Genomic DNA, 17,586 nt, shown 5'->3' on the forward strand with positions numbered 1-17,586 from the left:
TGCCCCCGTTGCTCCAGGTGAGTGGCTTCTCATCATTGTGCTCCCGGGCACTGACAGTGCCGTAGGACAAGGCGACGCTCCGCTGCCCAGGAGCACGAGGCCGGGCCGTTTCGTGACGGCGGAGTCGCGCCGTCGTTGGACAGCGCGACTCCATAACGCCGGGCCCCGGGGATGGTTGATCCCCCGGGGCCCGTGGTGTGTCCGACTTCGGATCGGTCAGTCCTCTTCGGTCTCCGTGGCGGTGAGCCAATCGGCGGCTTCGGCCTCGGTCATGAGCAGGACCTGCGTGGGGTGGGCGGTGACGCCCTGCACGGTGTGGAAGCGGCCCGGGTGGGTGCTGGCCTTCGGGACGGTGGCGACCTGCGGGGCCGCCTGGCTCCAGGTGCGGGTGGTGACCCGCCCCAGGAGAACGGTGGAGAACTGCTCGCGTCCCAGCGCGGCGCTGTAGCTCTGGGCGCCAGCGAGGATGTGGATTCGGGCCTCGCGCCCCGCGAAGAGGAGTTCCTCGTACGCGTCGACGGCCGGGGACGTCTTCGCCTCGCCCGCCTGGCGGACCTTGTCCCAGTGGCGGGCCAGCTGTCGCAGGGTGTGGCCGGCGGACTCGAACACCACCGCGAGGCGGGGCAGGTCGTCGGTGTCGCCGTGCTGGTCGGCGTGGTTGATGCGGTGCTTCAGTTCGGCGCGGAGGCCGACCAGAGCGTCGTGGATGTCGGCGATGTCGCGGCGATACGTCACCGTCGGCAGGGCGCGCGCCCACGCCTGGGAGATCCGCTTGGTGTCGAGGACCAGGACGTGCCCGCCGTGGTGCAGGAGCTGGGCGGCCAGGGTGCGCAGGGTGGTGGAGGTGCCACCGCCCGAGGCGGAGCAGACCAGGACGTGCGGCGAGTCGTTGTCCAGGTCGATGCAGACCGACTGCCGGTCGGTGCCGAGGCCGATGAGGACCTGGGAGACGGGCAGCGCTTGAAGCTGCTCGCGGACTCCGAGATCGGTGAGACGCAGCTGCTGCGGGAGGGGGCTCTTCTTGGGCTTCCACATGATGCGGTGTTCCTTTTCTGTGCTGTGCCCGGTGAACCGGGTGTTCTCCGGGCGGGGGTCGTGTCGGCTGGAGCGGTCGAGGCCGTTCAGTCGAGGTCTGTGGTGCCGGTGGCGGCGCGGGGCCGGTTGCGTGCCCAGCGCTTGAGATCGCTGGCGCGGTAGAGGAGTTCGGTGCCGCGCTTGTCGACCGGCTTGGGGAAGGTGCGGTCGTTGGCGCGGGCGTAGCGCAGCGCAGCGACGGTGATGTCCGGCAGGTGGTGCTGGTGGGCCTCGCGCAGTCCCACGGCCTGGTCGTCGTCGGCCGCGGCCGGGGTCGCCGGCAGCGGCGCCGTTGCGCTGGTCGCGCTGTCGCCCGGGTCGGCGGTCGGGGCCGTGAGGCTCCAGGTGTCGGCAACGAGGTCGGCGGCGGGCGGCGCCGCGGGCACGGGCGGCTTCTGCATCTGCACCGGGTCCGGCCGGGCAGGGACGGCGTCGCGCTGCGTGCCGGTGGCCGCCGCTCCCGTGCTGGCCCACTCGCGGGCTTCGGGCTCGGTGAAGAACAGCACCTGCGTCTCGCTGGCACTGCCGCCGATGACGACCTGGGCGCGCCCGGGGTGTTTCGTGGACTTCGGCGCGGGGTGGACCTCGGGGGCGAGCATGCGCCAGGCGTTGACGCTGTAGCGGGCGAGGATGCGGGTGGCGAACTGCTCGCGGACCTCCGGGCCCCCGAGGGCGCGGGCGGTCGCGGACTGGGCGACCAGGAGGACGTGCATGCGCAGCTGGCGGCCCATGTAGAGGATCTCGTTGAGCGCGTCGATGGCCGGGGAGACCTTCGGGTCGCCGGACTCGCGGGTCTTCTCCCAGTAGCGGGCCAGCTGCTTCATGGTCGCGTTGATCTCTTCGAGGAGGATCAACAGGCGGGGGCCGATGGCTTTCGGGTCGGCGCCGATGCCCAGTTCGTCGGCGGCCCGGGTGCGGCGCCGACCTTCCATGCCGAGCGCGATGAGCTGCTCGTGGATGTCGGCGACGTCGGCGCAGTAGGTGACGTTGTCGATGCCGCGCGCCCACGGGTGGGAGATCCGCTTGGTGTCGAGGACGAACACGTGGCTGCCGTGGTGGAGCATCTGGCAGGCGATACAGCGCAGGGTGACCGACTTGCCGCCGCCGGTGGAGGCGTTGACCAGGATGTGCGGGGATTCGGCGTCCAGGTCGACGGAGACGATCCGCCCGCCGGCGCCGAACCCGATGATCGGTGCGGACTCCTTGGCCTTGGCCACCAGCTCCCGCGTCTTGGGGTCCTTGAAGAGTGCCTTGGCCGGGGGCTTGCGGGTCTTCTTCACCCGCACGTACGGCTTGCTGCCCTCGGGGTGCCAGGAGAACGTCACGCCCTCCAGGGCGAGCTTCTGGGTGATGAGGTCGGCGACGACGTCGCGGGAGAAGCCCAGGTGCCGGGGCAGGTCGATGCGTATCTCCGCGTCGTCGTCGGAGAAGTTCTTCGGGATGTGGAGGTAGCGGCGCGGGTCGGTCTGCTCCGCCAGCCCGAGCGGCCGGTGGAGCGCGTCGTGCAGCGGACCCACCCACTCGCGCATCAGCTCGCGGCGTTCGCGGGTCAGGACCATGTACGCCGCGCTGCCCACCGTCAGGACGGAGGCCGCGCCGATCCCGCCGGGCTCCAGCGTCGCGAGCGCTTGGTCCCGGTTCTCCCACAGCTCCTGGGCGGTCTGCATGGTGGCGTTCGGGTCACGGCTGGCCAGGTAGCCGGTCTCTGCGACGCCGGCACCGAGGGCGAGGCGGAAGGACAGGCGCTGCCACCCCGGCTTGTAGGCGCGGCGCCGCACCTTGCCTTCCACCTTCGGTAGGACGCGGGTGCCCGTACGCCAGAACGTTGCGTCGGTGCGCTTCACACCGTCCAGGTCCCGGCCACCCAGGATCCGGCCGATCCCGAACATGAGGGATTCGGCGTCCTTCTCCACCTGCTTGTCGAACTTGCTCTGTGCCATGGCCGTGCCCTTTCGATCTGCGTCCCGGCACCTCACACCCGGAAGCGGACACGAACCGTAAAGCCGTTGGCCTGTGGACAGAGTTCGCTGAAAAGCACGTCCTGAGCTGCGGGTTGTGGACAACTTCTCGGACCAAAAATCCGCAGGCGCCCCGACTGTGGAGCGTGGTCGGTACAACGGTGAGAGGGATCAACCGGGGAGGGACTGCATGACCGAACACGAAGACGCGATGGAACGCGCAAAGCGGTACGAAGGGGTCGCTGCGCGCTATGCCAAGAAGGCGATGGAGGGCGATGCGGGCGCAGCACAGCTGGCGCAGACGTTCGCGTCGATGGCGGTCGCGGCCCGGATGGAACTCATGAACTGGCGCATGCGCGTGCTCGGTGACCAGCTCGGAGACGTGAAGAAGTCGATGGACCTTCTGCGCCGCAAGCTGCCCGAGCGGTGACATCCATCAGCCGGCAACGGCGGTGCTTACCGTGGTGCCGTGACCACTGCCTCCGATGACGCGGCCAAGCCGGTGCCGGTGCGCGTCGTACTGCCCGCCGACCCGATCCTCGGGCACCCCGAGCAGGAGGTCGTGGCGCGGCTGTGGAGGCGGCGGCAGACCGAGACAGGCTGGCTGTACCTCGTGGGGCTGCCGTCGTACCGGGACCTCGAGGACGGCAGCGTGGAGGCGGCGGAGTACCGGGTGTGGGTCCGGGCTCCCGACCATGTGCGGCCGGTCGCCGGCGTCAACTACGACCAGGTCGCCACCGAGCACCTTCCGCCGGCGCCGACGTCGGTGGTCCGCGAGGTCCTCGGGAAGCGCCGGTCTTCGGGCTGGGTGCTGGCCAAGGTGCGTGAGGGCCGGGGCCCGGCCCGGGGTGTGCTGCACGCGCCGGACTGCGAAGAAGCGCCGCAGGGCGCGCCGCTGCTCGGTGTGGAGCAGGCGCTGAACGTCGCGGAGAACCCCGGGACGCGGCTGTGCACGCTGTGCGGGTGCGCTCAGGAGCTGACGCCGATGCTGAGCGGCTTCGACCACATCACCGACTCCTGGCCTTCCGTGGTCAGGCGGTGCCCTCGATGGTGACGGGGACTTCCAGCGGCACGATCCACTCGCTGTTCTTCGATCTGGCGGTGATGCTCAGGCGTACCGGCTCGTTCGCGTAGTCGCGCCGCCAGTCGTCCGTGTTGGTCGCCGACCACAACGGCGGGGAGGTGGGAGTCAGTCCGTATCGCGTCCACTCGCCGATCGCCAGCTGCTGCGGGGCGACCGTCCGGCCGGTGTCGTCGCGGCCGTCAGCGCTGAACTTCCACGGCCCCCAGATGTGGGCGCGGACCTCTTCGGGAGTAGGAGTGCCTGCGAGTTGGGGCCCATCGCCCCGGTGCGGGTTGTCGTTGCGGAGGGACGCGGTGATCTCGATGGCGCCGTGGGACAGCAGGCCGGGCGGGCCTTCGAGGTGGACCCGCAGCATGGCGGTGGAGCAGGCCTCGTTGGCCACGACCGTGCAGCGGAAATACGGAGTGAGATCAGCGTGCAGGCGCTGCTGCTCGATCCGGGACAGGGTCTGCGCGGCCCCGTTGGCGTTGCCCGCCGCCCTCCAGGAGCCGATGGCGGCAACGGCAGCGATGACCGCGACGGCCAGAGCCAGGGCCGCGATCGTGTCGGTGGTGGTCATGGGGCAGGACGCTATCGCCACCGCACGTCACAGGTCTGCGCCCACAGGAGTTGCGCGACGTCTTCGCCGCCTGAAAGAGGTACGGGGATCAGGGGGATCCCACGACCACCAGCGCCCCGTCGCTCTCCCGCCGGGTCTCACGGACTTGCAGGTACGGAGACGAGTAGAGCAGCACACCACCGTCGTAGAGGCGGTACTGATACGTCCCGGCTCGCTCCAGTACGCGCCGCTGCTGCGGGTCGCCGTCGGGCAGAACGAGCTCCACGAACCCACGACCGTCAACCAGGACGCCCCGCGACGTGATCTTCCCAGTGATGGTCGCCCAAAAGGCGCCGACCGTGAGTTCAACCGTGTCGCCGTGCATCGGGGTGGGGCCGGGGAAATCGGTCATGCCGTCGCTCCTGTGATCTCGATGTCCTCAGAGCCGGGCGCCCGCCCGAGGGCGATTGCTTCCTGCACCCGGGCGATCGTGAGGCGGGGGTCATGGGTGGTGTGGAGGTCCGGGCAGATGACGCGGACGCTCCCGGTTTCGGCGTCGGCCTGGAGCGTCAGACCGGTGCGGGCCTGGCACTGTCCGCAGATGACGGGCAGTCGGCTGAGGCCTTCGTCGTAGACGACCCAGATCACCCCGGCCGCCGTCAGGTACTGCTGTCTGCTGCGGGCCTCTTCGATGTCCACCCTGGCTCCGGCTGCCGGGGCGCCGGCCATCGCGGGCGCGCGGTCCCTGATAGTCGGGTGGGGCTGCCCCGTCTGACCGGAGGACCGGGCGTGATGGGTGATCACCGCGACCGCCGTCTCCCGCGCGAGATCGAACGTAGGGCTGCCGTACGCGGCAAGCAGCTGCTCGCGCTCGGCAGCGCCCATCGCTTCGTACGGGCACCTCTGGAGGGCGGCCAGGGCGTGGTGCTGCAGGACGCCCCGGACGCTGGCAGACCGGCTCTCATCGGGGCCGGTGAGCGGAAGGCCGACAACCCCGGGCCCGCCCAGGGAAATGCTGGAGGCAAGACCGTACGCGGCGGCGCCGATCAGCGTCACCACCCGGGGCCGGTCGGTTTCCGGGACGTCCTCGCCCTGCCGCATGTGCCACAGCACCAGCTCGTCAGCGGCGGACAGGCAGTATTCCCAGGTGGTTTGGGGAGGGCGCAGGGCGTCGGTCATGGCGCGACGGTATCGGAGGGCCCGCTGCGCCGGTGAGGGGACAGCGGGGTTCGCCCGGCGCGGCTCGAACAGCCGTGTCATTGGGCCGGTTATCCTGCGGGCGAGGCGGCTGGTTGGTGTTCGCTGCCCGGAACAGGACGCACGATGTCGACTCCCCCGCCCCCGGTCTCCGAGCCGGACCCGTCCGCGCTGACCTGCCCCGGTGACCGAGTCGGTCTGTGCGCCGGGTGCCAGCGCAAGACGTACCGGTACGGCAGCGGCGGCTGCCCGCTGTGCCAGTGGTGCATGGCCCCGGTGATGGAGCGGTGGGGGTCCGGCGTGCGCTACACCAGCACGCGAGTCTGACGCCCGGTCCGCGCATCCCTCCGGGACGCGGGCGGGGTCAGTGGCGCAGGCCTGCGAGCATCACCAGGTCCAGCAGCTCATCGAGGGCGTCCCGTACCGCACGCTGGTCCTGGGCGTCCGTGAGGCTGAGGCCGTCCAGCACGTACCCGCAGCGGGCCGCGACCACCATGAGGCGTCCGTCTGTCCCGTCCGGTCCTGCGGCGCGCAGGCCGGCCCGGACGGCGTCCGCGCTCGCCGGGCCCTCCGCCCGTACCGCCACGGCGAGCACCCGCTCGTACCCATCCGGCACCCACACGCCGGTGTCGAGATCCTCACGGAGCTCTGCGAGCGCGGCCAGCACCGCCTCAGTCGTCGCCATGGCCGTGACCCTACTCGGTCGGGTGAAGCTGCCGGAGTGGGAGAACTTCTGCGGGCGCCGGCGCGTAGTGCCGTACATGAGGATCAACGAAGCGCATGTGGCGCGGCCCGGCCTGGCCGTGGTGGAGGTCGCGGCCGCCGATGACGAGACCGCCTTCGCCATCCAGGAGTTGTTCGCCGCGCGGTGCGCGGTGGCGCTGGCGGAGCGTACGACCCGGGAGCCTGGTGAGCCCGGCGTGCGGCTGCGGTTCTCCCTGGACTTTCAGCAGGGCCCCGACGCGTAGGCCCGCGGCTCAGCTGGCTTCGGCCACCGTGACGAGGCCGTATCCCTGGTACCAGCGGGGATCGCGGACGGGCACGGGCGACATGCCGAGGGAGGGGGCGACTTCGGCCAGGGAGCGGTAGTCGCCCCTGCGGCCCGGGGCCTGCCGCAGCCGGTAGTCCTGCACCCTGCTGTAGAAGCCTTCGGCGAGGTGCGACTCGGTGCGTGCGTGCCACAACAGGCTCGTGAACGCGCGGTACACCGAGCGGCGTACCCGGGCCCACTGCTCCGGGTCGCTGCCGATCAATCGCATCAGGGCGTGCCAGCGGTCGGCGTACGGTCCGGTGGGGGCCGGCCACCCGGTGCCGCCGGGCGTGAGCCTGGCCCCGTCCTCGCCTTCGTCCTCACTCCAGCTGCGAAGCTCGGACCCGAGCCGGTCCAGGTCCAGGTCGCCGATCGCGTCGCCGGTCCACCCCATCGCGATCCGCAGGGACTCCGCGACCGCAGCCACCAGATGGTCGCGGGCCTGCGGGTCGTCTGCGAACAGGAAGCCGCGGTCGGCAAGCACAGGAGGGTCCTGGTCCTGGTGCCAGCGGACGACCGCTTCCGCCCACGGCCACGCATCGCTGTAGGGGTCGCTGCCGTCGTGGGCGGCCCGGTACGCATCGGCGAAGTCGGGCAGGACGGCATAGGGGTCAAAGGCCATGTCCGCAGTCTGCCCCACCGCCCGCCGCGTCATCCGGGGAACCGGTGCCGCAGATGCGTTCCCATCCGGGTCACGCCGCCTCGGGCACAGCCGTCAGGCCTTCGATGCCTTGGTAGGCGAGCGGGTCCCTGACCGCGACCGGCATCGTGATGCCGATGATGGGCGCGGTATCGGCGACCGCGGTGTAACTGGAGTTGTAGGTGTTCGTGCGGTACCTGAGAGCGGCGCCCCGGTCCATGGCCTTCGCCGTGTGAAACAGCAGCCCGAGCAGCACGCGCTTCGCCCCCATGGCCAGCCGGTGGGCACGATCGGGATCGCCGGACAGGAACGCCGCCCGCCACCGGTCGGCGTACGGGCCTGTGGGCTCGGGCCATCCGGGCGTTCCCGGCTCCGGATAGCTCCGGTTCGTCGCCCAGTACTCCACCCAGTAGTCCAGTTCGCTGTGGGCGTTTTCGAGGGCCAGGTCTCCCGGCAGCTGGTTGTGGCGGACCATGCTCAGGCGCAGGGTCTCGGCGATGGCGGCCGGAACGTGCTCGATGTCGTCGTCGTGCAGGCAGGCGTTGCGCAGGCTCCACCCGAGGTGCCGCTCGTTGGCCCGGGACCAGGCCAGGGCGGCTTCCGCCCACGGCCAGCAGTCGGTGTAGGGGTGGCGGCCGGTCCGGGCGATGTACCGCTCGGCATGGGCGGGCACCCTCATGTTCGTCTCGCTGCTGCTCACTGCGTCACGCCCCCTGCTTCACGGCCATGGTCGTGGGTTCTTCGCTGGAGTTTCTCACCAACGCCGGTAAGCGGGCAGGGCGTTCGGCAGGCACGGCGCCTTCGCCTGGTCCGACTCGCACGGCCGGGGGCTGCTCCCCTGGCTCAGGCCGCCGTCAGCACAGCGGCGGGGGTCAGCGGGACGACGGCTATCGGGCTCCAGGTGATGTGCCGGCGGTCGTGGCGCTGAGCGACCAGCGACAGGTGGGTGGCCCGCAGCACCACGGGGCCGCCGGGGTGGTCGGAGAGCCAGGCCTTCATCGCACGGCGGTCGGCCCGCTCGGGGCCGCCGACCCCGTAGGCGAGCGAGACGTGCGGGTAGTAGCCGTAGTCCGGGATCCTCGGGAAACGGCCACCGGTGACGTCGGCGTCGATGCCGGTGGTCAGCTCCCACAGGCGGCGGGCCGCCGCGCCGGGCCGCGCCGGGCACTCCACCGCGACCGTGCCGACCGAGGGCCGGTCGTAGATCAGGTCGAACGGTGCGATCGTGGCGCAGGCCTCGCCGACCCGGTCTACGACGGCGGTGATCTCTGTCTCCGTGTACTGGTCGACCGGGCCTCCGTGCATGACCGTGGTGTGGACCCACTGGGCAGGAACCGGCGCGAGGCCCGGGTGGTGGCTCAGCTCCCGGTACGGGACCACGAGCTGTTCCTCCACCAGGGCCGCGTCATGCAGAAGATGCCAGTGAAGGTCTTCCCGGCCCGCAGGCCAGGCGTGCTGGCGGCTCTCCACCCCGGCGAAAAAATCTTCCATGTGCGCAGCCATGAATTCCCCCTCTTCCACGGCAGGTCTGTGATCGTCACGCTACCCGGCGGCCGGCGAACAGGCGTAGTGCCGCAGCGACTTGCACCTGATGCTTCGGCCGCCCGCCCGCGCGCCGGCTACCGGCGGCGGCCGAACAGGCCGCGGTTCCTCTTCGCCTCCGCTTCCGCCGCCTCCCGGGCCGCGGCTTCCTGCGCCTGGCGCTGCGCGGCTCGTTCCGCCTGCGCCTGTTCATGGTGTTCGGTCAGGCACGGGTCGCACAGCTCGCCGTGCTGCTGCGCCGGATACTGCCGGACCGCGTCCCAGCGTTCGTCGGTGAACTTCGCTCCGCAGCGCCTGCACACCGGCCGCTGCGCCTCAAGGGCCGCGGCCTCACGTTCCTTGTGGCGCTTGCGGGCCTGCTCCGCCTGCACCACGTACAGCCGGTCACCGTCGGGGTTGTCCAGGGCGTCGGTCAGCGTCTGCCACTCATAGCGCCCGAGCCTGCGCCATACCTTCCCCGCCGCCCCATCCGGATCGGCCGTGATCCGCTCCAGCTCGGTGACGACCACGGGCACCGCCTGGTGGTAGTCGACGGCCGTGATGCCACCGCCCGCGTATGTGGTGCCGGCGAAGTAGGAACGGGCGGCCTGCTCCAGCCGCCGCATCCTGCTGGCCCGCTGCGCCTTCGTCTTACCCGTGAACACGAACGCCACCGGCACGTAGCCCTCGTGGCCGGTCGCCGGGTAGATCCGCGACCACAGCCGGAAGTCGTGCACCCGCGCGCCGTGGTGGCTGGCCGCCTGCGCCTTGACCTTGTCGGCCTTCGGCGCCAGGAGCTCGAACCACTCGCTGTAGCGGCGCACCTTGGCCACCAGGACGTCGACAGGCTCGTTCACCCGGTCGACCTCCAGGAGCATCGTGGGCACGTCGGCGTCCGGGGCCTGCATCGTCAGGTCGGCGTACTGGGTGTAGCCGTAGGGGAGCTTGTGTCCGATCTCGGTCTGCCAGGACAGCGGTGTGCCGAAGCTGGCCCCGGTGAGGACCGCGGCGGTCATCGTGACGGCGGCCGCGTGTTCGTCGAAACCCTCGCCGGTGACCGGCTCGCCGGCGTCGTCGACCTCGAGCTTGCGCAGCACGGAGACCCGGACGGTTCCCGGCAGCAGCTGCTTGGCTTCCTTGTGTCCTCGCTCGGTGAGCACCCACAGCTGGTGGTTCGACTCCAGTCGCGTCTCCACCCGGACCTTCCCCTCGCCCTTGAGGGCGTTGAGGGTGTCCCTCGTGCACCGGTCGTGCGAGTCGCTGGGGCGCAGCATCCGCCACAGGTGTTCCGCGGTAGCCCTCTGGAAGATCCCGAGAGCCTTCAGCACTTCCTTCTTTCGGGTGTGGGTTGGCTTCCATGTCTGCTTCGAAGACTTAGAAGGGTTGTCGAACGCACCTGTGGCCCTGTTCTGGCGGGGCTGACCTGCGGATACGCGCCTGGCGGGCGAAGAGGCCGTGGAGGGGGCAATGGAGGGGCCCGTGGAGGGGGCCGGCGGGACCTGGTCGACGTCGTCGGCGGGCGCCTGGTCGTCGGTGTCGTGCGGTTCGCGGGCGGGGTCGGGCGTGAAGTCGGCAGGCACCGTGTCCTCGGTTCCTCCGGCCTGCTGGCCGGGTCGGTGAGCGTCCGGCCCGCACGCCGATGTGCGCACGAGCCGGAGCCACCGTCGGAAAGACCCCCTTGGCCGCTGTCTGACGCTCACCCCCGACGGCCGCCCGCTTCCGCCCGGTTGACCCCCCTGTCGGGTTGATTTATCCGTGAGCGACGCCACAGGCAGCGGGCTCCGCCCCGGTGGCCGTCCTCTGTCCACAGGCCCGCGCTCCGAGGCTGTGATCAGCAGGCCGGACGCAGCAGGCGCGCGGCCCGTACAGGTAAGGAACCGTCATGGAGACGACGTCGAAGGTGCCCACGCTCACCCCGGAGCAGATCTGGCGGGCCGCCGACTACGTGGAGCTGGTCTGGCAGGACAACGAGGAAGCGTGGTCCCGGCTGAACGAGTTCCACCGGGACGGCGAAGAGCTGGCACGGCTGATGGGCGAGTTCGGTGCGCTGCTGCTGGCCGACTACCTCACCGTCGTACCGGCCGGACACATCGACTGCGAGTCCGGGTACGTCATGGACAAGCTGGTGACGGTGGCGGGCCGGTACCTCAAGCGGTGGTGCTACTCGGGCGGCGGAGCACAGTTCGCGTACACCGCGGCGGGGTTCCTGATCGAGTGCATGCAGGAGGTCGACCAGGTCCACCAGTTCCTGTCCGACGTCCGCGGCGACGCTCCCCGGTGGCCGGCGGCCATGACCTCCTGAACCGAGCGGAAGCCGGGACAGTGCCCGAGGGGCGGAGACTTCTCCCCCTCGGGCACTGTCCGGTTCGGGCGGGATGTCGCACGTAGCGAACCCGGTCAAGGAACGATGCACCGGCCTGGCCCCGGCGGTGGGCATCGGATGCTGTGCACTCTCCATCGCGATGTCGTGCACTCCCGGTCCGATGTCGTGCATCGGATGCCGTGCACTCTCCGGGCATCGGGTGCGGTGGCGGGCATCGGGTGCGGTCCACTCCGCACGGTGGCATCCACTCCCGGGCCGTGGTGCGCATCGCGGTGCGCGCGCCACCGCACCGTCGGTGCGGTGGTACGCGGCCCGGTGCGGACCAGTGCGCGCACCGCCGGCGCGGCCGCGGGGATGGTGCGCGCACTGATCGTCCCGTGGTGCGCCTCGCGGTGCGTGGCGCGCTTCGGGCAGCGCGCCACGCCTCCATCACAAAGGGCCGGATCAAGCGAAGTCCCTCTATCACACGCCCCCTTGACTTCGATCCCCCCGAAGTCCCAAATGCGCGCTATGGAGCCCCTGACTGTGCGGCAGGTCACACAACATCGGCGCGAGGGCGGGTCCGATGCGCGCACCTTGGGGGTGGCAGCCGAGCGGTGCGCACCGGCTCGGGCAGGCGGTGCGCTGGGTGCGCGCACCGAGGATGTGGTGCGCGCACCAGGCCGCACCGGTGCGCGCACCATCACCTGCGTGCGCACCACGGTGCGCGCGGTGCCGTGCATCGTCACCGCGCGGTACGCACCACCGAAGCAAGTGGCGCACCGGATGCCTGGAGGTCCCCACTCCGCCAGTGCTCGCCAGAGTGGAGTCCACTCCCATCCGATGGACGTCACGGTGGACTCCACTCCCACCCGGTTGTTCGCCACGGTGGGCTCCACTCTCCACTCGGTGCATCGGCCACTCCGACACCGGATGCTCGGTGGAGTCCACCGCGCCCGCTCAACCCCGGCGGCGCAGGCGCGCGGTGCGCCATGGATTCGGCCGGCCCCCGGGGTACTGCCGTGAGCGGGAGCGGCGCCGGATGGGTGCGGGCTTCGGTGACGGGTACAGAGCCGCGCGCAGCCGGGACGCGTCGGCGAGCTGCTGGAGATGCTCCATCTGCTCCGGTGTGAGGTACGGCGGGATCGGGGCAACCATCGGGGCCTCCATGCTCAGGGGTCGGTCCCCCGCACACTCGCCTCTCCCCGCGTGCCCCGAGGCCGGGCGGCCGGTCACGTCCCGACTGCTGGCGCGGTGACTTCCTCCTCTGTCCCGCCGGACGGTCCGTCGCTCGTCACTGGAGGCCCTGGCCTTGGCCGGGGCCGGGCTGCTGGCGCTGCTGTTGCTGCTGCTCGTGCTCCTGGCGGCGCCGGTCGACCGGTCCTGTCGGGTCGGCGGCCGGGGCCGGGGCCGGGATCTCCCCCTCCTCGAAGGCGCGGCGGCGGTCGTTGGCCGCGCGGGTGAAGGCGGCGAACCGTTCCAGGTTCTTGGGTGTGCGCATCCACGTCGCCGGGTCGGTCGTACGCCCCTCCAGGTACTCCTGCGGCATCGCGGCCTCCTGGTGGGCCTGGATAGCGGCAGCCCGCTGCGCCGGGGTGAGAGCGGCATCCCGGCCCGGGTGGTCGACGGCGTGCGGCGCGTCCGACGCCTGGTCGTGGTGTTGGTCGTCGGCGTGCGGGGCGGCGGGCGGGGTACGGGCGGCGCGGATCGCGTTCTGCACGGCGAGGCTGGCGACCCGGGCCCGCTCGTAGCGGCTCGACTCCCGGGGCGGCTTCCCGTCAGTGCCGGCGATCCACCAGCTGTCGGGCTCGGCGAAATCGGCGGTGTAGAAGAGCTGGTCGGCAGCCGGGGCCCGGCGGCCGGGCTGGGGAACGGTGAACTGACGGGAGTAGTCGGACAGGGCGCGGCCCGCGATGTAGTCGTCCAGGCCGCGCGTGAACTCCTGGCCGCGCAGGGTCTCCAGCAGATGCCGGCGAGCTTCGGCCAGGACATGGCGGCGGGCGAACCTGCCACGGACGGTGGAGACGACCGCAGCGACGTCAACGGCGGCGAGCACGGCGTCCACGTGCGGATCCACCCGGGCCCGGATCGCCGCGCCGGCCGCGCGGCAGCGCTGAACGAGCCCGTCGACCATCTGCTTGCCGAACTTCAACAGCGCGGACGCCCGCCACCACGCGAGCAGCTGCTTCAACGGGCGCGGAGTCTTCTTCTCAGGGCGGGTGTCCTGCGCCGCCTGCCACCCGAGGCCGTGGCGGGCCTTCTCGCCGGGCAACCGCCCGTGCTCCTGCGCGAACTTGTAGGTGAGGCCCTCCAGGACGTCCTCGATCCGCTGACGGCGGGTCGAGGACCAGTCGATCAGCTCCTCGGAGACGCCGGCTATCTCCATCACCGGGCGCAGGCCCGGCGTCACCTCCCGGGGCACCGTCGCCAGTCCCAGTTCCTCGCACACCTCGGTTGTCATCGCGAGGGTGTAGAGCGTCCCGCACGCCACCACATGCCGGTAGAGGCGGCGGGTGTCCAGAGCGCCCCACACCGGCTCGCCGTCGTCGTCCCTGCGCTGCACGCGGTTGAGGATCAGGCAGTGGTCGTGCAGGAGCGGGAATCCGTCCCGGTTGTCGAAGTGCCGGAACGCCGCGACCACGAGAGCCGGTGTCTTGGCGCGCCCGCGTCCCGAGGACCACCGGGTCTCCGCGACCTCGTCCTCCACCCAGCGCAGCGCCTTGGCGATGGCCCGCTCGTGCGCCCGCTCGATGACCCGGCGCGTCTTCTTGTCCCCCAGCGCCCACAACACGATCAGGGACGCCTGCGGCCGGAAGGTGAAGTCGAGCGCCAGCAGCGGGGTCTGCTTGCGCGCCTCGATCTCCTCGATCGGCTGCCCGAGCACGGTGGCCAGCCGCGCCGTGGCCGGGTCGGCGCCGTCGTCCAGGAGGCCGCGCTCGATCCGGTCGGCGTCCGGGTGCCGGCCCTGCCCGAACAGCAGCTCCATCTGCCGTTCGGACACCTCCGCTCCCTCGGTGAGCCCGAGCGCGGCCAGGCCGCGCCCCAACCACACCCCGGGCGGGAGCCCCGCCATCTCCTGGGCGTCCTTCAACGACTGGCCGACCGGACGGCGGCCGTCCCCGAACGCCACTCCGCGTACGTAGTACCGCCACGCATTACGCCTCTGGACCTTCGCGACACTCAGCATCCCCACAGGGGACACCGGCTCTGACCTGGGCAAAAGCGCGATCCCGTGGGGCGGGAGAGTTCACCGGAACTTCACGGCCGGTCCCGTACGACGGGCGCCTGCAGAGAGGTGGTGCCCGCACGGCGGACACCACCGGGGCCATGCAAATGCTGCGCGCCAACCAGTCACACGCGCCTCGCACACCCCGAAAACGGCCAGCAGACGACTCCACCGTCAACCAGCGAACACCTACGGATCCCCCACCCAACGGTCAAGGACGCCCCACCCCGCACCACGTCACCGACTCCCTTCAACCCGAGCGAGACACCCACCGCCCCCGGCAATCCCGGGGGCTTCGTGCTGCCTGGAGGACCGACGTGCCCACCTACGAAGCAACCTCGCGCTTCACCACCGACCTCCGCCGCCTCACCCCTGAGCAGCGCCGCCGCTTCCACCAGGCCGTGGCCACCTTCGTCGACGACCTGCGCACCGGGCGCTTCCGCGCCAGCCTCCGCGTGAAAGGTGTCCGCCGCGCTCCCGGCGTCTTCGAGCTCACCTGGGACGGCGACGGCCGCGCCACCTGGTCCTACGGGCCGGAGATAGTCCCCGGAGCACCGCACGTCATCTGGCGCCGCATCGGCGGACACGACATCCTCACTGGCCCCTGACCATCTGCGGCGTGCGAATTCACACGCGAGCGTTCACGCGTGAAACCGAGGCGATCCTGCGGGTGGTGTCGCACCGCAGAGGGCCGGATTCCCAAGTTTGGGAATCCGGCCCTCTGCCGCACCGCAGCGTTTCCAGTGGAAACGGTCAGGCTGCCAGGTCGATGAATCCGAGGTGCGTCATGATCTTGCGGTAGTCCACGGAGGGGGCGGAGTTCGGCAGGAGGATCGGCAGGGGGCACTCGTCTTCGTACAGCTTCTTGGCGTCTGCCGAGTACCGGACGTACGGGAGAAGTACCGAGCCGTACTTGGCTTGAGCCAGCTCGGCGGCGCGCCGGGCAGCGGCTTCCTTGTAGGTGGGCGTCGGTGTTCCGGTGAGCAGGATGTGGTTGAGGGTGGGGCGGCCCGGCACGGACATCCGGCCGCGGTTCTTGCTCCGAACCCGCTCCAGCTCGTCCACGAGGCGGGCGACCATCTTGACGTCCTTGGGGTCCGCCTTGATGGAGGGGATGACGGAGTCGTCCTCGTCCAGCATGCGCAGTACGGAGTAGGGCATCTTGCCGTAGCTCGCCGGGAAGTCCATGTAGAACACCGTGTCGTCGCCTGCATAGCCGCGGCAGAGTTCGACGAACCAGTCGTTGCGGTCAACGTCCTCAGCGATGGCGGTGTCCGCGCCGGCCATAGTGCCGCTGCTGGGGACGACACGCAGGTTCGGGATCGGCGCGAAGGCGTCCTCGTCGTAGCCGTCACCGATGCGGAACCGGGCGGGCAGGGCGACCTCGTCGAACGTGGCGTCGCCGCGCAGCAGGTCGTAGGCGGTCTTCTTGCCCTTCAGCGCGGTCTCGTCGTAGCCGAGGATCAGCGAGGACGACATGTTGCTGTCGAGGTCGAAGACGACGCCGGGGTATCCCCGGAGGGCGGCGGTGACGGCCATGGAGGTGGCGCTGCTGGTCTTCGTCGATCCACCACACTCGATCAGGTAGGCCCAGATGAGAGGCCAGTTGCGGCCCTTGGGACGGAAGCGCGGGTCAACGGCGGTCATCGGTCTCCTCCTGCGGTGACCAGTCCGAGCTCCTTCTGCTCCCACTCGGTCTGCGGCTCGTACTGCGCGTGCTCTTGAAGAACGCGAACGTGGTGGATCTCGCGGCTGCTCCAGGACTGGCGTCGCGCTCCGGTCCGGAGTTCGGCGGCGGCCAGGGCGCTCGCGAAGGCGGCGAGGCGCTGCACGGCGGAGTCGCCGGAGTCCTGCACCGCGTTGAAGTAGGCCGCAGCGTCGGCGGCCTCCAGGCCGTGACGGTTGATCTCGCGTAGCCAGGTGTAGGCGCGCTGCTGGGCTGCGGACTGCTGCTGCGGAGCAAGCACGGCGGCCGCGAGCACGCTGAGGATCAGCTCGTGACTGCTGGGGTCGGCCGGATCGGTGGTCTCCAGCAGGAGTCGGCAGTGGGCGTCCCGGGCAGCGGCCGCGGTGCGGCGGTCGGCGTCGTCCTTCGCCACGGGCTGCTTCGGCTGCTTCGGTCGCCGTGGGGCGGGCGGCGCCGCTTCACCGTTTCCAGTGGAAACGGTGGTGGTCTCGGGTGACGGGTCCGGAACGCCCTTGGTCTCTTCGCCGGAGCCGTTTCCAGTGGAAACGGGTGCGTCGTCGGCGGAGTCCTCCGGCTGGCGCTGGCGGGCGAGGATCTGCGAGTGGGCTTCTTCGGGGCGCGCGCCGCCGCGTACGAGACCGAGGTAGGCCCGCTGGTCCTGGCCATCGAGCTTCTGCGCCTTCTCAGCAGCGCTGACCTTGAGCGTGCCGTCTCGGAGTGCCTGCTGAACCTCCGGCTCCAGGGTGAGGAGCTTGACGCGCTTCCAGACGGTGCCCTTGGAAATGGCGCCGTCCGCAGTCTCACCGACCTTCTCAGCGATCTGTTCGTACGAGAGGCCGGCCTCTCGCAGGGCCTGGTAGTGCTCGGCTTCTTCCAGCGCACTGAGCTGAGCACGGCGCAGGTTCTCGATCAAGGTGATGAGGCGAGCGTCCTCCACCTTGTCGTCCCGCAGAACGCTCGGGATCTTCTCCCAGCCCAGTTCCTGGAGGGCGCGCCAGCGGTGCTCGCCGAAGAGGATCACGTTCGGGGCTGTGATCTTGTCGGCGGTCTCCGGGTAGGTCTGGATCCAGACCTCAGCCCGGATGTGGGCGATGTTCTGGAGCAGCCCGACTTCCTTGATGGTCGCGGCGAGTTCGGGTACCCCCTTCATCTCCCGCTTGTTGAAGGGGTTGGGGCAGAGGGACGTGAGCTCCAGGTCCAGGATGTCGCCGCTTCGGTCCTTGTCGGTGTAGAGGACGTCTTCGGGAGCCACCGTGGGCTTGGACTTGGTGCTGTTGCGCTTGGGCCGCGGGAGCGCGCCTGCCATCTGATCTCCAGGACTGCATTGAG

The 17,586-nt window shown here is 70.7% G+C and carries 20 protein-coding genes; 6 read left to right on the forward strand and 14 right to left on the reverse strand.

All coding sequences use genetic code 11. The features are described 5' to 3' along the window. Positions 1-216: 216 nt before the first annotated feature. Together AB0D14_RS33845 and AB0D14_RS33850 are read right to left on the reverse strand one after the other, a co-directional pair. Positions 217-1,035 carry a DUF87 domain-containing protein gene (locus tag AB0D14_RS33845; protein ID WP_362786744.1) on the reverse strand — a complete coding sequence of 273 codons (819 nt, stop codon included), beginning with the start codon at positions 1,033-1,035 and terminating at the stop codon, positions 217-219. Positions 1,036-1,121: 86 nt separating this feature from the next. Continuing rightward, positions 1,122-3,014, reverse strand: coding sequence for a DUF87 domain-containing protein (locus AB0D14_RS33850; RefSeq protein WP_362786746.1), 1,893 nt, complete (start codon positions 3,012-3,014; stop codon positions 1,122-1,124). Between the two features lie 208 nt (positions 3,015-3,222). On the opposite strand from AB0D14_RS33850, the gene AB0D14_RS33855 reads away from it, so the two are divergent. Together AB0D14_RS33855 and AB0D14_RS33860 are read left to right on the forward strand one after the other, a co-directional pair. Next, positions 3,223-3,462 (forward strand): hypothetical protein, encoded by a 240-nt coding sequence (locus tag AB0D14_RS33855; RefSeq protein WP_362786748.1) that lies wholly within the window; start codon positions 3,223-3,225, stop codon positions 3,460-3,462. Positions 3,463-3,534: 72 nt separating this feature from the next. Continuing rightward, entirely contained in the window at positions 3,535-4,086 is a 552-nt protein-coding gene (locus AB0D14_RS33860; RefSeq protein WP_362786851.1) for a DUF6233 domain-containing protein, read from the forward strand. On the opposite strand, the gene AB0D14_RS33865 is transcribed toward AB0D14_RS33860, so the two are convergent. The 3 genes from AB0D14_RS33865 to AB0D14_RS33875 form a co-directional block, all read right to left on the reverse strand. Further along, positions 4,064-4,675 carry a hypothetical protein gene (locus tag AB0D14_RS33865; RefSeq protein WP_362786750.1) on the reverse strand — a complete coding sequence of 204 codons (612 nt, stop codon included), beginning with the start codon at positions 4,673-4,675 and terminating at the stop codon, positions 4,064-4,066. The genes AB0D14_RS33860 and AB0D14_RS33865 overlap by 23 nt on opposite strands. An 88-nt stretch (positions 4,676-4,763) precedes the next feature. Then, positions 4,764-5,066, reverse strand: coding sequence for a hypothetical protein (locus AB0D14_RS33870; RefSeq protein ID WP_362786752.1), 303 nt, complete (start codon positions 5,064-5,066; stop codon positions 4,764-4,766). Beyond that, on the reverse strand, positions 5,063-5,833 hold the full coding sequence (locus AB0D14_RS33875) for a hypothetical protein (protein WP_362786754.1): 771 nt from the start codon (positions 5,831-5,833) through the stop codon (positions 5,063-5,065). Before AB0D14_RS33875 ends, AB0D14_RS33870 begins: the two co-directional genes overlap by 4 nt. A gap of 144 nt (positions 5,834-5,977) precedes the next feature. Between AB0D14_RS33875 and AB0D14_RS33880 the strand changes: the two genes are divergently transcribed. Next, entirely contained in the window at positions 5,978-6,178 is a 201-nt protein-coding gene (locus tag AB0D14_RS33880; protein WP_362786755.1) for a hypothetical protein, read from the forward strand. 37 nt (positions 6,179-6,215) lie between these two features. Here the strand turns inward: AB0D14_RS33880 and AB0D14_RS33885 are convergent, their stop codons facing one another. Beyond that, complete coding sequence (locus tag AB0D14_RS33885; protein ID WP_362786756.1) at positions 6,216-6,536, reverse strand: hypothetical protein; 321 nt, start codon at positions 6,534-6,536, stop codon at positions 6,216-6,218. On the opposite strand from AB0D14_RS33885, the gene AB0D14_RS33890 reads away from it, so the two are divergent. Further along, a complete protein-coding gene (locus tag AB0D14_RS33890) occupies positions 6,535-6,819 on the forward strand; it encodes a DUF6207 family protein (RefSeq protein WP_362786758.1) in 285 nt (94 codons plus the stop codon). The genes AB0D14_RS33885 and AB0D14_RS33890 overlap by 2 nt on opposite strands. Positions 6,820-6,828: 9 nt before the next feature. Here the strand turns inward: AB0D14_RS33890 and AB0D14_RS33895 are convergent, their stop codons facing one another. From AB0D14_RS33895 to AB0D14_RS33910, 4 genes are all read right to left on the reverse strand, one after another. Then, positions 6,829-7,503, reverse strand: a complete 675-nt coding sequence (locus tag AB0D14_RS33895) for a hypothetical protein (RefSeq protein WP_362786759.1) — start codon at positions 7,501-7,503, stop codon at positions 6,829-6,831. 70 nt (positions 7,504-7,573) lie between these two features. Continuing rightward, complete coding sequence (locus AB0D14_RS33900) at positions 7,574-8,221, reverse strand: hypothetical protein (RefSeq protein ID WP_362786761.1); 648 nt, start codon at positions 8,219-8,221, stop codon at positions 7,574-7,576. Positions 8,222-8,364: 143 nt separating this feature from the next. Next, on the reverse strand, positions 8,365-9,024 hold the full coding sequence (locus AB0D14_RS33905) for a 2'-5' RNA ligase family protein (protein ID WP_362786763.1): 660 nt from the start codon (positions 9,022-9,024) through the stop codon (positions 8,365-8,367). Positions 9,025-9,140: 116 nt separating this feature from the next. Continuing rightward, entirely contained in the window at positions 9,141-10,622 is a 1,482-nt protein-coding gene (locus AB0D14_RS33910) for a replication-relaxation family protein (protein ID WP_362786764.1), read from the reverse strand. A 302-nt stretch (positions 10,623-10,924) separates the two neighbouring features. Here AB0D14_RS33910 and AB0D14_RS33915 point away from each other — a divergent pair, with 302 nt between their 5' ends. Then, complete coding sequence (locus AB0D14_RS33915; protein ID WP_362786766.1) at positions 10,925-11,344, forward strand: hypothetical protein; 420 nt, start codon at positions 10,925-10,927, stop codon at positions 11,342-11,344. A 960-nt stretch (positions 11,345-12,304) separates the two neighbouring features. Here AB0D14_RS33915 and AB0D14_RS33920 read toward each other — a convergent pair. Both AB0D14_RS33920 and mobF read right to left on the reverse strand, forming a co-directional pair. After that, positions 12,305-12,502, reverse strand: a complete 198-nt coding sequence (locus tag AB0D14_RS33920) for a hypothetical protein (RefSeq protein WP_362786768.1) — start codon at positions 12,500-12,502, stop codon at positions 12,305-12,307. Between the two features lie 136 nt (positions 12,503-12,638). Next, a complete protein-coding gene (mobF, locus tag AB0D14_RS33925; RefSeq protein WP_362786770.1) occupies positions 12,639-14,531 on the reverse strand; it encodes a MobF family relaxase in 1,893 nt (630 codons plus the stop codon). Between the two features lie 356 nt (positions 14,532-14,887). On the opposite strand from mobF, the gene AB0D14_RS33930 reads away from it, so the two are divergent. Beyond that, a complete protein-coding gene (locus AB0D14_RS33930; RefSeq protein ID WP_362786772.1) occupies positions 14,888-15,178 on the forward strand; it encodes a hypothetical protein in 291 nt (96 codons plus the stop codon). A 145-nt stretch (positions 15,179-15,323) separates the two neighbouring features. On the opposite strand, the gene AB0D14_RS33935 is transcribed toward AB0D14_RS33930, so the two are convergent. Together AB0D14_RS33935 and AB0D14_RS33940 are read right to left on the reverse strand one after the other, a co-directional pair. Continuing rightward, positions 15,324-16,217 carry a ParA family protein gene (locus AB0D14_RS33935; RefSeq protein WP_362786773.1) on the reverse strand — a complete coding sequence of 298 codons (894 nt, stop codon included), beginning with the start codon at positions 16,215-16,217 and terminating at the stop codon, positions 15,324-15,326. Continuing rightward, the gene (locus AB0D14_RS33940; RefSeq protein WP_362786775.1) at positions 16,214-17,563 is read right to left on the reverse strand and encodes a ParB/RepB/Spo0J family partition protein; all 1,350 of its coding nucleotides are present in this window, start codon (positions 17,561-17,563) and stop codon (positions 16,214-16,216) included. The genes AB0D14_RS33935 and AB0D14_RS33940 overlap by 4 nt, the downstream gene beginning before the upstream one ends. Between the last annotated feature and the right edge of the window lie 23 nt (positions 17,564-17,586).

The organism is Streptomyces sp. NPDC048484 (genome assembly GCF_040651415.1).
Lineage (GTDB): Bacteria > Actinomycetota > Actinomycetes > Streptomycetales > Streptomycetaceae > Streptomyces.

Bases quoted from the DNA above. Each gene is read 5' to 3' on its own strand.
- AB0D14_RS33845 (WP_362786744.1), bottom strand. From the start codon at position 1,035: ATGTGGAAGCCCAAGAAGAGCCCCCTCCCGCAGCAGCTGCGTCTCACC.
- AB0D14_RS33850 (WP_362786746.1), bottom strand. From the start codon at position 3,014: ATGGCACAGAGCAAGTTCGACAAGCAGGTGGAGAAGGACGCCGAATCC.
- AB0D14_RS33855 (WP_362786748.1), top strand. From the start codon at position 3,223: ATGACCGAACACGAAGACGCGATGGAACGCGCAAAGCGGTACGAAGGG.
- AB0D14_RS33865 (WP_362786750.1), bottom strand. From the start codon at position 4,675: ATGACCACCACCGACACGATCGCGGCCCTGGCTCTGGCCGTCGCGGTC.
- AB0D14_RS33870 (WP_362786752.1), bottom strand. From the start codon at position 5,066: ATGACCGATTTCCCCGGCCCCACCCCGATGCACGGCGACACGGTTGAA.
- AB0D14_RS33875 (WP_362786754.1), bottom strand. From the start codon at position 5,833: ATGACCGACGCCCTGCGCCCTCCCCAAACCACCTGGGAATACTGCCTG.
- AB0D14_RS33880 (WP_362786755.1), top strand. From the start codon at position 5,978: ATGTCGACTCCCCCGCCCCCGGTCTCCGAGCCGGACCCGTCCGCGCTG.
- AB0D14_RS33890 (WP_362786758.1), top strand. From the start codon at position 6,535: ATGGCCGTGACCCTACTCGGTCGGGTGAAGCTGCCGGAGTGGGAGAAC.
- AB0D14_RS33885 (WP_362786756.1), bottom strand. From the start codon at position 6,536: ATGGCGACGACTGAGGCGGTGCTGGCCGCGCTCGCAGAGCTCCGTGAG.
- AB0D14_RS33895 (WP_362786759.1), bottom strand. From the start codon at position 7,503: ATGGCCTTTGACCCCTATGCCGTCCTGCCCGACTTCGCCGATGCGTAC.
- AB0D14_RS33905 (WP_362786763.1), bottom strand. From the start codon at position 9,024: ATGGCTGCGCACATGGAAGATTTTTTCGCCGGGGTGGAGAGCCGCCAG.
- AB0D14_RS33915 (WP_362786766.1), top strand. From the start codon at position 10,925: ATGGAGACGACGTCGAAGGTGCCCACGCTCACCCCGGAGCAGATCTGG.
- AB0D14_RS33920 (WP_362786768.1), bottom strand. From the start codon at position 12,502: ATGGTTGCCCCGATCCCGCCGTACCTCACACCGGAGCAGATGGAGCAT.
- mobF (WP_362786770.1), bottom strand. From the start codon at position 14,531: ATGCTGAGTGTCGCGAAGGTCCAGAGGCGTAATGCGTGGCGGTACTAC.
- AB0D14_RS33935 (WP_362786773.1), bottom strand. From the start codon at position 16,217: ATGACCGCCGTTGACCCGCGCTTCCGTCCCAAGGGCCGCAACTGGCCT.
- AB0D14_RS33940 (WP_362786775.1), bottom strand. From the start codon at position 17,563: ATGGCAGGCGCGCTCCCGCGGCCCAAGCGCAACAGCACCAAGTCCAAG.